The following is a 14,080-nucleotide window of genomic DNA, read 5'->3' as shown; positions in this document are numbered from 1 at the left end:
ACGATGAGACGGTGGATATGCGCCCTGGTAGGAATAAGCCTTTTCGGCAGCCTCACAATCGCTGAAGCGCAGACGGCTCCACCCCCCGACCGTATCGGTGTGGCCGCAGCCGTCCGAGGCGGGGTTCAGCTTCAGCGTCCAGGCCAGGCCGTGGGCCAAGTCCTCCAGACCGGCCAGCCGATCTTCCTCGGGGAGCGGATCACCACCAACGCCCAGGGCCAGCTGCAGATTCTCCTCTTAGATGAGACGGTCTTCACGATCGGGCCGAACAGCGCGCTGGTCATCGATACCTTCATCTATGATCCCCGGACGAACGCGGGGAAAATCAGCGCGCAAGCCCTCCAAGGGGTTTTCCGGTTCGTGACCGGCAAGATCGCCCGGCGACGCCCCAGCGACATGGAGGTGAAGCTCCCCGTTGGAGTCATCGGCATCCGCGGGACGATCGTCGCCGGCCGCATCGAGGGGAGCCAATCCAAGGTCGTGCTCCTCGGCCCGGGCCCCAAGAACAACACCGGCGAGCGGCCGGGCCAGATCACGGTGAGCAATCGAGTCGGGAACGTCACGCATGAGGTCACCGTCACCCGCCCCGGTTTCGGGACGACCATCGCAGGGCCGGATGCGCTCCCGACTCCGCCCGCGGCTGTGCCTCCGGCCGAGCTCGATGCCTTGACCAGCGCCCTCGCTGCGCCGGCGGCTCAAGCGCCCGCACCGGCCGCCGCGGATCCCGCGGCCGCCGCAGGCGCCTCCATGACCCGGCAGGCCGGGCAGGATCTTGCCGTGGCACTCACCAAACTCACGGAGACCAAGACGACGACGGACATCAGCCAAGACCTTGGGGACGAATCAACGACCTCCGCGACCCAGGTGGCGTCCCAGAGCGTGGCGATCGCGGATGGGATCTCGACAAAGGACCAGCTCCGGACGATCGAAACAGGGGTGTTCAGCTACCAACACACTGGGGCGGTCGGGTCATTTGTTCAAACCCGAGACAGCGGCTCGGCCGTGAACATTCAAGGGACGGTGACGGTGAAGGTGGATATTGATTTTGGGGCGCGGACCATCGGAGGCGGCAACTCGAGTCTGACGGTCGATACCTCAAGTTTCTTGGGAAGCATCTTCAAATCTGAAACAATCGAAGCACAGTCATTCAACTCAGGGTCAGGCAACGCGACCTTCACCGACACGAGTAGCGATGGGGTGTTGACGGGAACGTTGACGCTCAATAACTCCGGAGGGGTCGTCGCCGCCACAGCGACCGGGGAGGCCACGTATGATTCCCTCGGTAGCACGGTGGGTTCGACAGGCTCGTTTACGATGACCAAACAAGCCGGGGCGTCCTAAAGCGGACGCTTGGCGAGGGCCGTCACTTCGTCTGCGCCACAAACACGCCGTCCCACTCCTCGCCCGGCGGGTTGGTTTGGTAAGCGTTAATCCGCTCCCGATACACCGCGTAAAACACCCGCAGGCGCGTTTTGGGGGTATCGAACTTCAGGCACTCCTCAAGCCATCGTTTCGCCTCGTCCCACTGCCGCGCGCGATAGGCGGCGAGCATCCGGCCGTGAGCCGCCTCAAGCGCGGGAAATCCATCGCTGAGTTTAAGCGTTTCATCCCCCAAGAGCCCGTAGATGCGTGTTGGTTTTGTCTTGCCCTTAACCCTGATGAGGTCGAGCTCTAACACGGTCAGATCCTGCACGGCCTCGGCGGTCGCCGGACCGATCACGATATCCGTCCGGTAGACTTTGGATTGCCCCTCCAGGCGAGAGGCCAGGTTCACGTCATCCCCCAGCACGGAGTAGTTGAAGCACTGGTCCGAGCCCAGGTTCCCCACGCAGCACTCCCCGGTATTAATACCGATGCCGATATGCACGGTGATCGCCTGTCGTCCGGCCGCTTCGGCTTCCGCCCTGAGGCGGCGGTTCCATGTCACCAGATACGCGCGCATCGCGAGGGCCGCTTGAGCGGCGTGCCGCGTGTGCTGAGGATCATCCAGCGGCGCATTCCAGAAGGCCATGATGCAGTCGCCGATGTATTTGTCGATCGTGCCGAAATGCTCTTGGATCACTTGGGTCATGGGGGTCAAAAACCGGTTCATGAATTTGGTGAGCGCTTCGGCGTCGAACTGCTCGGCGATCGTCGTGAATCCCCGGATGTCGGCGAAGAGCAGCGTCATGGCCTTCAGCTCCCCTCCGAGCCGCAGCAGTTTGGGGTTCTCGGCCAAGCGCTTGACCAGGACAGGGGACAGGTACCGGCTGAACGCCTGCCGCACCCACCGGCGCTCCCGCTCCGTCTGCAGGAAGATCATCAGCGACCCCGCAAGATAGATCAGCACGACCGCCAGGGACGGGACGATCGGATCCAGCAGCCACCGCAGATGCGTGAAGGCAGCCCACGACGCGCCGCAGGCTCCAAGGATCGCCGTGAGGGCCAGCGCCGCGCACCACGCCGGGCCGATCCACGGCAGCAGGATGATGAGGCCGATGCCCAGGATCAGCACGTAGATCAGCTCAGCCCCGTCGGCCCAATCAGGCCGCAGAAGGAACTCCTGAAGGAGGATCTGCTCAGCGCACTGGGCGTGCACCTCCACCCCGGCGGCCACAGGATTCAGCGGAGTGGTGCGCAGGTCCTTCAGCCCGGCGGCGCTCGTGCCGATGAACACGATGTGGCCTGAAATCTTCGCCGGGTCCGCGGTGTCGGCCAAGACGCGCCAGGCCGGGAGAAACCGCTCCGCGACCGGCCCGGTGTCGTAGAGCCATAACCGTCCCTGGGCGTCGCTCGGAATGGTCATGGAGCCGATCTTCAGATGCGTGACTCCGGTCCGCGTTCCGAGGCTGAATTGGCCGCTCGCCCCCGACGATTTGACGAGATAAGTCGACGCACCCTGCGTGACGCGGATGGCTTCTGCGACGAGGGACGGGTGCAGGCGATCGCGAAGCCGGAACGCCAACGGGACCCGCCGGATGATCCCGTCGCGATCCGCCAGGATGGTGAAGCTGCCGTTTCCGGATGCCGCCGCCTCGAGGGCCGGCAGGTTCACCACCGCGGCTTGGAACGGATGAAGGAACTGGCGCGGATCGTCTCCCGCGTGCGCGAAGGCGGCTTTCAACGCGGGCTCGTGGGTATTGACGCCTTCCGTCAACACGAACCCCGTGACCACCGGGGCGGCGCTGATGGCTTGAGCGAAGAGGGCGTCATGGTCGGGGAGCTCCTGCACGCGTTCGCGCAGGGCCTCAACCGCAGGGGTGGCCGGCCAGAGGGAAAGGATCTGGGCGGGAGCGGTGCGATCCGGCTCGGCAAACACGATGTCAAACACGATGGCCGCGGCGTTCAGCTCGCGCAGGCGGGTGACCAGTTGAGCGATCTGGGTGCGCGGCCACGGCCATTGCCCGAGCCGAGCGAGGCTCTCATCGTCCACATCGACGATCCGCACCGAAACCTGCCGGTAGGGCCGAGGATGAAGGCGCTGCAGGGTATCGAAAATTTTGAGCTGGAATTCCTGCAGCAGCGGGGGATTGGCGATGCGCAGCGCGCAGACCGCCAGCAGCACGATGGACGGTAGAAGAACGCGGGCCCCTCGCTTCATGGTGTTGCGAGCTCACATCAGAACGTTCGAGTCAACCCAACCTCAAAGTAATCGTTGCGATTCCATCGGCCGAACGCCGTATCGGCAGCGCCGCCGAAAACCGCCGCTTGAGCTTTCCAGGTGAGATTGTAGTTCGGCTTGTACTCGAGGGCGAAGATCTGGGTATAATCCCCGGTGGTGAAGTTTCTCACACCGCCGACGCGAAACGTCAGCTTATCGGTGGGTATTACGTCGACCCGAAAGAGGAGCGAATTGCGAAACGGCCTCGCTTGCGACGAATTCACCGGGGTGCCCGCGTTATCCTGTTGGCCGGTGACCCATTCGCCGGCGTACTCCACCACGGGGGAGATTTCATCAAACCCGATCCGCTCGGCCCAGGCGGTCTCGCGGTACGTCGCCCCGATGACATACCGCACGAAATTCTGATCAGCATTCTCATCCGTCATCTGGTAGAGGCTCTCTCCGTGGAGCTCCAGTCCGCCTTGAGTTTTCGCAGCGCCAGCCGATAACGTCACGGCGGAGGGAATTTCAAGAGAAAACTCGTTCTCCGAGGGGTTCTGGATCGTCTGGAATTGCCCCGGGCCATAATGCGCGGTCAGGAAGTAGTCGAGGCTGGTGGCCACCCCTGTGTATTTCAAGAGAAAACCCGGCCGGTTTCGAAACACCGTCCGAACATTCGCGCCCTCCGGGGCGGTGAGCCCTGTCGCCCCGCCGCCTGAGCTTGAGCTCGATGACGTCGTCGAGAAGTTCTCGCCGGATTCTCCGACCCATCGCGAGCTGCGAAACGGCGAGGTCGAGCGCTCCTCAAAGGGGAGGATGGAGAACCGCAGCGTGTTGTCGCCCAAGAACCAGTCCAGGCTCGTCTGCCAGGCTCCCAGGTCATCAGGGTGCATCGGGTTCGTCAGGTTGAGGACCCGATACCGATTGGCGGGCGAGTGCAGCGTTGAGAGGCTCACCGTGATCGGCGCTCGGCCCAGGAGAAGGGCAAACCGATCCGCGGTGTAGCGAAGGCTGGCCTCTTTGAAATCCACGTACCGGGCATACGGTTTCTCGGAATCTGGGGAGGCGAAGACGCCGCGGAATTCATCGTGAAAGCCTGAATAGGCCGTGTAGAGTGCGAGCTTCAGCATCAGCCCATCGGCGAGTGTGGCTTGCGACTTGGCCAGAGCTTTGGTCCAGAAGATCACCGCCTTGTCGTCCACGATCAAGTCCGGGCTTGAGACGAACGTCTGAGGGAAGAAGCTCGTGAAGATATCGACGGTGTATGTCGCACCCTTGACGAAGTCTTTGAGCGGGTGGCGGTCGGCGTCTGCTCCCGCCGGGGAGGGGAAGCCTGCTAGTGCTAGCGCTGCCAGGCCCCACCAGGCCGCCCGCCTACGCATCCGCAACGCCAAGCTGGGTTGTCCGGGCATGCATGTTGGCCAGGCGGCTTCCTAAGATCCGGCTGATGTTCAGGTTCAGGCGGGCCGCAATGTTCGGATACCAGCGCAGGACTTTCTGAACGCTGGGGAAGTCGAGTTTCAGCAGGGTGGTATCGCTGGTGGCGCGCACCGTGGACGTGCGCTCGATCTCCTGGGTGTATCCGACCTCGCCAAAGATTTCTCCAGCGCCCAAGGTGGAGACCTTCTGCGCGCCTGCCCCATGGGCCCGCAGCACATCCACCGAGCCGGTCAGCACCATGTACATGCTGCGCCCGCGAGCGCCCTGCACGATCACATCGGATCCCTTTGGAACCGTCACGAGCTCGGAGAGCAAGATGGTCTTCTTGATCTGGAAGGGCCGCATGCCCTCGAAGAGCGGGCTATGGGCCAACACCTCGCGTCCCACTTTCAGGCCGATGATCTCCCAGATGCCGACGAGCCGGATATGCTTCAAGAGGATCGGCGTGATCGTCATGTCCGTCAAGAGCCCCACCACCATCGTGACGGCTGAGAGCAGGCCAAACTGCTCGACGATGGAGAACTTCGAGATCATGAGGATCGCAAACCCCAAGGCTAGCGAGACCGTCGTGGCGATGACCGGCACGGCTTCCCCCCAGATCGTCCGTTGCAGCGCCTCGTCAAGGTCCGCCGTTTTCTTGCGCTCGTCGTTAAACCGGGCCAGCAGATGCGTGGTGTCATCCACCGCAATCCCAATCGCGATGCACGCCACCATGGTCGTGCCGGGATTCAAAGGGATGCCTAAGATGGCCATGAGCCCAAAGTTGATGATGATGGGAATGATATTGGGCACGAGGGAGACGACGCCGGCCAGCATCGTGGTGTAGAGGAATGACATGATCACGAAGATGACGCTGATCAGCATTCCGAGCGACTGGATCTCTCCGGTGAACAGCGATTCAGCGGCTTGGTTGATCATCAAGTTCTCGCCCGTGAGGCGGAAGGTGATGTGCGGGCCGAGAATTTTCGGCAGCTCTTCCCGGAGCCGCACCAGCCGGCTGTTGAGGGAATGGGAGTCGGAGAAGTGATGACGGACGATCGTGTTCGCCACGCGGTAGTCGTGATTGGCGTACTGCTCAAGATCCTCCCGCTGGAAGAACAACAGGTACTGCTCGATCAAATCCTGCCGGTCCGGCACTCGGTGAAACGCCGCGTCCCCCTGGTGCATTTCCCGGTTGACGAGGGCTAAGCAGTTGGCGAGCGAGACCGTCTTGTCAAACCCCAGCTCGGCCAGGAGGCCATCGATGTGCTCGATCTTCTTCATTTCTTCAGGGCGTTTGAACGCGTTGGCTTCCTTCGCTTCCAGCGTCAAGAAGAAGACCGACATGCCGGCAAGGTCCCGGTGCAGGGTATCGGCATCACGAATCAGGGGGGTGCCGGCTTTAAAATAGGAGAGCGGATCATTGGTCACCTGGACGCTAAAAGAGAGGTAGGCGAACACGACCAGGATCACCGCCATGACCGCCACGATGGTCTTCTGGAATCGGGCGGAGAGAAACCCGAGCCCCCCGACAATCGCTCCCACGATGCCCTTCGGTTTCTCATGCTCCTCAACAGGGTGGATGGTTTTCGGCGAGAAGAAACTGATGGCCAGCGGAATGAAGAGCACCGTGGCGAAGAAGCTCGCGGCCATGCCGAAGGAGCTGGCGTAGGCAAACTGCTTGATGAGGATGATCTGGTTAAAGGCGTTGGCATAAAAGCCGAGGACGGTGGTGAACGTATTCAGGGTGACGGGCAGCGCGATCTTTTTCGCCATGAACCGGATGGCTTGCTGCCGATCCCCGCGGCCAGTGCTCGCCAGCTCATGGAGGTACTCCGAGAGCATATGCGTATCTTCAGCCGACCCAATGACGATCAAAAGGGTGGGCAGCAGCGCGGTCAGCAGGCTGACGGGCAGCCCCACCAATCCCATGAACCCGAGCGTCCACAGCACGCTCAGCGCGGCGGTCATCAGGGGCAAGACCCCGGCGATGCCAGCACCGACGAAGAGGAAAATGGTCACCATGAGAATCGCCGTGGCCAGCGGGGTGAGGCGGAAGATGTCGCTGAACATCGCGTGCTCAATCTCATAGTTGAGCCGCGGCGGGCCGATCTGGAAGACCTCGTCGAAGTTCTTTCGCAGCGGCGCGATGCGCTGCTCGATCGTGTTGAAGAACTTGCGGTTGAAGGTCGGATCGCGGCGGTCGCGGCGGACGGTGAGAATGACCGCGGTCACGCGTCCGTCCTCGGAGATCACGTTGCGCTTCAGGAGCGGGCTGTAGAGCGCATCCGCTTTCGCTTTAAGGAGCTCCTCAGGGTCTTCGGGAGCGGTATCGAGCAGGGGGCTGATTTCGAGGAGCCCCTCTCGGTCTTGGATATTCAGGGAGCTAAACAGGCTCTCCACTTTTTCGACCGGCTCCAAGTCGGAGAGGCCCGAGACGAGCTCCTCGATCTGCCGCAGCCGCTGGGTCGTGAAGAGCGCATCATCCCGGAGGTAGATGATCGTCGTGTTATCAGAGCCGAACTCCGCAATGGTGCGCTCGTAATCCGGATAGGTCGGATCATTCGCGCTCATGAAACTGTCGTAGTTGGCGTCGACCCGCAGCTTCGTAATGCCGTAGATGGCCACACCCGTCACCGCGGCGAGGATCAGCACCGTGGCCAGCCGGTGGCGGCCGCCGAACGTGAAGAATTTCTCAAGCATCATCATGGGCTCCCGCGGCTCAGCGCATATGCTGGCCGGATGTCAAGAAGCGTTGCTGGAAGAGTTCTTCAGGCGCTGCGGCCTCTTCGAGCTTTCGCGTCTCCACCTGGACGTGCGTCGCGTGGCCGTTGCTGAAGTTCTCCATGTTGGTGGTCTTTGCCCGCCACATGTCCCCTCCGACGCTCTCCAGGTTGCCAGCACTCTGCCGCTTCACGAGCTTGCCCTGCTTGTCGTAATAGTCGGTTCGTATGACGAAGAAATTATCGTGGCGCACCCAGACCACGCGCTTTTGGTATCCGCTCTCCTTGGCGAACGCGGCGTCCGCCGGGGTGATCTCCACGACGTAGTGTGTTGCGCCCTCAAGCGTCTCATCAGGCAGCCGCGCATAGGTGAATTTCTCGCGCGATTCCGAGACCAGATCCTCGTAGGTGAAGTCGGTGCCCATGAAGTAATTTTTCTTGCTCCCCTTGGCGATGCGCTTGACCTGGTCGCCTTGGGCGGGCAGGTACAGCCACTGATCATCATCCGCTGCCTCATGCTGCCACGTCAGCAGGGCCACTCCCTTTACCCCCGGAGGGCTGTCAAACACAATGAGATACTTAAACTGGCCATCCGCCCCTTTGCGGGCGTACCGGCGCGTGTCGCGGAGCTCCCGGTTGCCCTTCTTGTCGATGAGGGTCATGATCTGCTGCTCAAAGTCGTACGGCGCCTCATGCCGGTCAATCGCCTGATCGATAATTTGCCGGCCGCTCAGCTCCTCCGCCCTCAGCGGGGCAGCCATGGCCAACATGACCGTGAGGCCAATCAGCGCGCGTTTCATCCTTCACCTCCGTGGACTATGCCGCGACCAGGTCGCGAAGTTTCGCCAATTGCTCTGGCGTACAACACACAATCAGGCCGTTCCCCTCTCGGAGCGGCCATTCCGGGCTCGGGTTGATCTCGAACGTTCCATCCTTGCTGATCGCGATCGGGAGCAGTCCGGTTTGCTCGTAGACGCCGGCCTCTTTAAGCCGCCGCCCGGCGAGCTTTGACCCTGCGGGCAGGAGGACTTCCTCCACCCTCACCGTTCCATTGTTCGCGCGCAGCATCGTATCCAGGAATGACACCACGGTCGGCCGCACCATCTCAGAAGCCAACCGCATCGCGCCGATGAAATTCGGCGATACGGCGACATCAGCGCCGGCTTTCGAGAGCTTCATCCGCGACTCTTGCTCGATGACCTTCGAGACGATGCGAAGCCGAGGGTTCAGCGCGCGAGCCGTTAAGACCACAAATACGTTATCTCGGTCTTCCGGGAGCGCGCAGATCAACCCCTTCGCTTCCTTGACCTCCGCTTGGATGAGCGTCTCATCTTGGGTCGGATCTCCCTGGATGGAGAGGATCGGGCCGAGCTTCTCCATCGCCTTGATCCGTTCGGGGTCCTTATCGATGATGAGAAACGGCACGCCGGATTTCAGGAACTCCTCCGCGATGTGGCGCCCGGTTTCTCCCACGCCGCAGAGGATGATGTGATCGCTCAGCTTCCGGATGGCAGCTTCCATTTTTCTCCTCCCGATGAGATTTGTCAGTGTGCCTTCGACAACGAAGGCGGTGGCCGCGGTGACCCCGAAGGTGAGCACCCCCACGCCCAACATGATGAGGAAGATGGTAAAGACTCGCCCGGCGGGGGAGAGCGGGTGGGTTTCGCCGTACCCGACGGTGGCAAGCGTGATCACCGTCATGTACAAGGCATCGAGGGTGTTCCAGCCTTCGATGAGACGGTACCCGATGGTGCCGATGAGGACCGCGGCGAAAAGGAGGACGAGCGCGGAACGCAGCCTACGACTCAGCCCGTCCATTGGTTAGTATGAGTCTACCATAGCCCCCAAAGAGGTCAACTCTTCGCGCCACGCCTCTCAAGCCAGCTTATGTTATAGTACGAACATGGCCTTCTCGGAACCGCCCCGCCGGCGGATCAACGCGCTTGGGCTGCCGGTCCTGCTCGTCGGTATTGGGTTGTGGGCCTACCACAATAGTTTTCGAGGGGCCTTCCTCTTCGACGACCACCGGCACATTCTCAACAACGTCAACGTCCGCGAACCCTCTCCGCCGTGGGCCTGCCTGGCAGAGTCCGCGCGGCCGATCGTCGATTGCTCATTCACCCTCAACTATGCTTTGGCCGGGGCGCAGCCCTTCACCTACCATGCCGTGAATCTCGCGATTCATCTGCTCGCCGGTTTGCTCCTCTTTGGCCTGGTGCGCCGGACCCTCGAAACATCCCGCCTTGCAACACGCTTTGGGAAATCAGCGCCGTGGTTGGCGCTGGCCACGGCGCTCCTGTGGGTCGTGCACCCTCTGCAGACTCAGAGCGTCACCTACATCGTGCAGCGGGCAGAGTCGCTGATGGGTTTGTGCTATGTCGCGACGATTTATTGCCTATGCCGCTCGGCGACGTCGTCGAGCGCACGGCGGTGGGAGGCGCTGGCCGTGCTCGCCTGCGGCGCCGGCATGGCCAGCAAGCTGGATATGATGACGGCGCCGCTGACGGCGCTGCTCTATGACCGCGTGTTTTTTTCCGGATCGGTGCGGCAGGCCTTACGCAAGCGGCCGCTTCTCTACCTGGGATTGTTCGCCTCGATGGGCCTTGGGATGTATCTGGCCATCGTGCCGATAGGCAAGAGCCTTCTGCTCCCCGGCCTTCGGCTTTCGCCTCCGACGATTCTGGGCTATGCAGGCACACAGCCGCAGATCATCCTTCACTACCTGAAATTATCCCTCTGGCCCCATCCGCTCGTGTTTGACTACCTCTGGCCGGTGGCGACGACCATCAACGCGATCCTCTGGCCGTCGCTGGCGGTCGGTGCTCTGGGGCTGGCGGCGCTGTGGGCGCTTCGGCGCCGTCCGCCGGTCGGGTTTCTTGGCGCGTGGGTGTTTCTGACACTCGCGCCGTCATCGAGCGTTCTTCCCATCGCGGATCTTGCGGTTGAGCATCGCATGTACCTGGCCTTGGCGGCTGTCATGATGCTCCTCGTACTTGCTGGATACTCGTGCTTTCGTGGGAAAATCGCGCTGGTGGTCCTGGTGGGGCTTGCGGCGATCTATGGAACCCTGACGATTCGGCGCAACGCCGATTATGCCAGCGAATGGCGCATGTGGAACGATGTGCTAACGAAACGGCCAAATCATTTCCGCGCGCTCAGCAGCCTCGGCGATCTCATGCGACGCGAGGGCAGACTGGATGAGGCTGTTGCGTACTATACGCAAGCACTACGCGTGATCCCGGATCACCCGGAGGCGCATTTCAATTTGGGGTTTGTGCTCATCCGGCAACGGAACCTTGCCGAAGCCATCGAGCATTACCGGCGGGCGCTTGAGCTCTATCCCGAGTACCCGGAGGCGCATAACAACCTCGGCATCGCCTTAAAAGCGAGCGGCAAGCTCGATGAGGCCATGGCGCAGTACCGCGAGGCGCTTCGGCTGCGGCCAGATTATGCCGACGCGCATTTCAATGCCGCGAACGTGCTCTTCGAGCAGGGAAAGATCGAGGAAGCGAAACGGGAATACGAAACCACGCTCAGCCTTCAGCCGGCCTATGCCCAGTATAGGGAAGCCAAGCAGATGGTCGCGGTTCTCAGCCGCTAGGACGGAGCGCGCGAGCGTGAGAGCCCATAGAGAGGAATGGCCAGCAAGAGCAAGCCGAAGCCGAAGAGGGCTTCGTGCGGTTCTTTCAGGCACGTATTGATCACGAAGCCGGTCATGACAATCAGAAAGATCAGCGGAGCCGCAGGATATCCCCATGTCCGATACGGGCGCGGAGCCTCGGGCTGTCGTCGACGCAAGATCATCACCCCGAGCACGGCCATCAGATAAAACACCGAAATGACGACGGTGGAATACGTCATGATTTGGTCGAGCGTCTTCGTAAACACCAGCAGAATGGCGAGTGCCGCGTTGATCCACAATGCGCGCGAGGGCGTATGGAAGGTTGGATGGATCACTCCCACGGTCTTCAAGAGCGCGTGGTCTTTGCCCATCGCATAAAGAATCCTCCCGCTGGTTAGAATATACCCGTTGAGCGCGCCAAAGGCTGAGCAGGCGATCATGCCGGCGATGAAGACCGCCCCGCTAGCACCAATCGCTTGCTGCATGACCTGGGAGGCGACCAGCGGTGTTGTGGGAAGCTGCTCGATGGGGATGCACAGCAGGTAGCTGGCGTTGACGAGCAGATACAGCGCTGTGGTCAGCAGCAGCCCTTGAATGATGGCTCGCGGGACGTTTTTTGTCGGCTGCTTCACCTCGTCAGCCACGTAGGCGGCCTCGGTCCACCCCCCGTACGTCCAGAGCACGAAGACCAGCGCAATGCCAAGCGACGACCAGGTTCCCGCGGTGATAGGCGGCAGGCGCCAGTCAACGGCTACGGCTCGATGCGTTGCGATCGCTGAGATCCCAGCGACAATCAGCGACCCTAAGGCCAGCGCCTTCAATCCCGTGAACAGATTTTGCGTCGCGGTGCCCCACCGCACGCCGGCGACATTCACCACGGTCAGCAGCACAATTCCTCCGGCCGCGATCCATGGCAGCCACGCCGCATCGAATGCGGCGATCCGCCGCGCATATTCGGCGAAGACGTAGCCCAAAATCGCGATCGTGCCGGTCCGCTCGATGAACACCTTGGTCCAACCGAACGAAAAGCCGGCGAATCGCCCGTAGATGTTGGTGAGGTAGACGTAGTCCCCTCCACTCGACGGAAACATCGCCGCCAGCTCCGCATAACAGAGCGCTCCGCACAGCGAGACGATGCCGCCGATGACCCAGACGGCCAACATCAGCGATGGCGAAGACAGCTGTGCCGCGATCGAGCTTGCGGTGCGGAAGATCCCGACGCCGACGATGCAGCCGATGACCAGCATCGTCGCATCGCCCAGCCCCAGCGCGCGAGCAAGCGTCGGCTGGCTCGCCGTCTGTGGCGTTACTGGGGCTTTGACTGCACCTGGAGACTCTCGAAGAGTTGGCGTTGTTGTTTCTCCTGGCAGGGACTGCAACTGGCCGCTTCAAAATGCCAGTGCCATGGTTCGTACGCCGTATGGTATGGGTTATCCTTAGGATAGGAAAGGACAAAACCAAACACTTGGGCATATTGTTGCAGCCAACGAAACTCTGGAAGCGCCTCAAATGCCTCCGGATGATCTTCGCCATTGATGCCGGCCTCGTTGATGAAGTCGACTGCTTGCCGCGGAGGGTAGCCATGCTCGCTATGGCCAGGCAATGCCACGAAGCGGTTGGTTTCCTTGATCGAGTACTCATGCTTCGGCATGTAAAAAAGGAAGAGATACAGTTGATAGGCCGGAGAACGGTACCCGGACTCAATCAGCAGACGCTTGCCGATCTGTTGCTGCATGGCGCCCATCATCCGCAGATACGCCTCCAGCGCCGGCTTGGGCAGATACTGAGGTTCGATTGGTTGCTCCGCTCCGTCTTTGAGGATCGCTTGCGGGCCGACCGGCGCTAAATCCGCTGCCGGAGCTTCGCCGAAATAATGGCTGGTTGCCCCGAGGGTTTCGCCTTTGAGCGCGCGGAACTCATCAAGAAATTGCCGTTGTGCAGGCGACAGCGGCTCGTACAGCGCTTCCCAGGAGAGGATGATGGCGGTGCCGTCTTGCTTCTTAGCGTTGATGGGATCTTCAAGAGTCTTGAGGACTGACTCAAGGATTTCAATCTCTTGCGGCTCTAGCCGGTCGACATTCAACGCCCAGCCGGGCGGGGAGGCCAACAGCCAAACGGCTGCCGCCATCACCGGCAGCAGCCGTCTCGCTGAAGATGCGAACGTCGTTGCGACTATCGTTTCTTGCTCTGAAGTTGCTGGATCACGTCATTCACCCACCGGCCGGCGATGTCCTTGCAGCCGAGGCCGAAGGCGATCGCGCAGCCAAGGCTGATCCCGGCGAGAATGATCAGAAACACCTCGCCGAAGAACGGGATCTGCAGCTGCTGCAGCGATGCCACGATCGCGAAGGCCACCACCACGACTTGCACGGACTGCCCCAACAGGTGCGGCTGCCCCAAGCCGGCGTTGCTGGCCGCGGTGCGCACGGTCGTCGAGAGGAAGACCGCCGCAAACACCCCCACCACCAGGATGAACAAGGCGGCGATCACGTTCGGCAGGAACGTCACCACGGATTGGAGCAGCTGCGCGGCGACGGTCAGCTGCAGCGCATTGAACACGACCATCAGCACCGCCAGCATCACGAGCCAGTAGACGATGAGCCCGATGAGCTCTGAGAACTTTCGCTTGATGCCTCCCTTGGCGAGCACGTCGCTGAGTTGGATCTGGTCGGCCAGCTTATCCAGCGCAATCGTTTTGAGGACGCGCGTGACGATGTTTTGAATCAACACCGCCAC

At 61.5% G+C, this 14,080-nt stretch carries 10 protein-coding genes; 2 read left to right on the top strand and 8 right to left on the bottom strand.

Translation table 11 applies throughout. From position 1 onward, the window contains the following. Positions 1–3: 3 nt before the first annotated feature. Positions 4–1,341, top strand: a complete 1,338-nt coding sequence (locus tag HY737_05415; GenBank protein ID MBI4597821.1) for a FecR domain-containing protein — start codon at positions 4–6, stop codon at positions 1,339–1,341. Between the two features lie 22 nt (positions 1,342–1,363). On the opposite strand, the gene HY737_05410 is transcribed toward HY737_05415, so the two are convergent. The 5 genes from HY737_05410 to HY737_05390 are packed head-to-tail and all read right to left on the bottom strand — an operon-like array spanning position 1,364 to position 9,540. After that, positions 1,364–3,580 (bottom strand): adenylate/guanylate cyclase domain-containing protein, encoded by a 2,217-nt coding sequence (locus tag HY737_05410; GenBank protein MBI4597820.1) that lies wholly within the window; start codon positions 3,578–3,580, stop codon positions 1,364–1,366. Between the two features lie 17 nt (positions 3,581–3,597). Further along, complete coding sequence (locus tag HY737_05405; GenBank protein MBI4597819.1) at positions 3,598–4,962, bottom strand: hypothetical protein; 1,365 nt, start codon at positions 4,960–4,962, stop codon at positions 3,598–3,600. After that, positions 4,955–7,705 (bottom strand): MMPL family transporter, encoded by a 2,751-nt coding sequence (locus HY737_05400; protein ID MBI4597818.1) that lies wholly within the window; start codon positions 7,703–7,705, stop codon positions 4,955–4,957. The genes HY737_05405 and HY737_05400 overlap by 8 nt, the downstream gene beginning before the upstream one ends. Before the next feature lie 16 nt (positions 7,706–7,721). Next, positions 7,722–8,522 carry an outer membrane lipoprotein-sorting protein gene (locus tag HY737_05395; protein MBI4597817.1) on the bottom strand — a complete coding sequence of 267 codons (801 nt, stop codon included), beginning with the start codon at positions 8,520–8,522 and terminating at the stop codon, positions 7,722–7,724. Positions 8,523–8,538: 16 nt separating this feature from the next. Beyond that, positions 8,539–9,540 carry an NAD-binding protein gene (locus HY737_05390; GenBank protein ID MBI4597816.1) on the bottom strand — a complete coding sequence of 334 codons (1,002 nt, stop codon included), beginning with the start codon at positions 9,538–9,540 and terminating at the stop codon, positions 8,539–8,541. Positions 9,541–9,625: 85 nt separating this feature from the next. Here HY737_05390 and HY737_05385 point away from each other — a divergent pair, with 85 nt between their 5' ends. Further along, positions 9,626–11,323: a tetratricopeptide repeat protein gene (locus HY737_05385; protein ID MBI4597815.1), complete on the top strand. Its 1,698-nt coding sequence runs from the start codon at positions 9,626–9,628 to the stop codon at positions 11,321–11,323. Here HY737_05385 and HY737_05380 read toward each other — a convergent pair. The 3 genes from HY737_05380 to HY737_05370 all read right to left on the bottom strand — a co-directional run. After that, the gene (locus HY737_05380; GenBank protein MBI4597814.1) at positions 11,320–12,723 is read right to left on the bottom strand and encodes an amino acid permease; all 1,404 of its coding nucleotides are present in this window, start codon (positions 12,721–12,723) and stop codon (positions 11,320–11,322) included. The two genes, HY737_05385 and HY737_05380, sit on opposite strands and share 4 nt — an antisense overlap. Beyond that, complete coding sequence (locus HY737_05375; GenBank protein ID MBI4597813.1) at positions 12,651–13,472, bottom strand: D-alanyl-D-alanine carboxypeptidase family protein; 822 nt, start codon at positions 13,470–13,472, stop codon at positions 12,651–12,653. Before HY737_05375 ends, HY737_05380 begins: the two co-directional genes overlap by 73 nt. Before the next feature lie 44 nt (positions 13,473–13,516). Beyond that, positions 13,517–14,080: hypothetical protein (locus HY737_05370; protein MBI4597812.1), on the bottom strand; the 564-nt coding region annotated here is incomplete at its 5' end.

The organism is Candidatus Omnitrophota bacterium (assembly GCA_016209275.1).
In the GTDB taxonomy this organism is placed as follows: domain Bacteria; phylum Omnitrophota; class Gorgyraeia; order Aquiviventales; family Aquiviventaceae; genus JACQWM01.
Note: the sequence above shows the minus strand (reverse complement) of the source record. Positions and strands in the feature narration are given on the sequence as shown.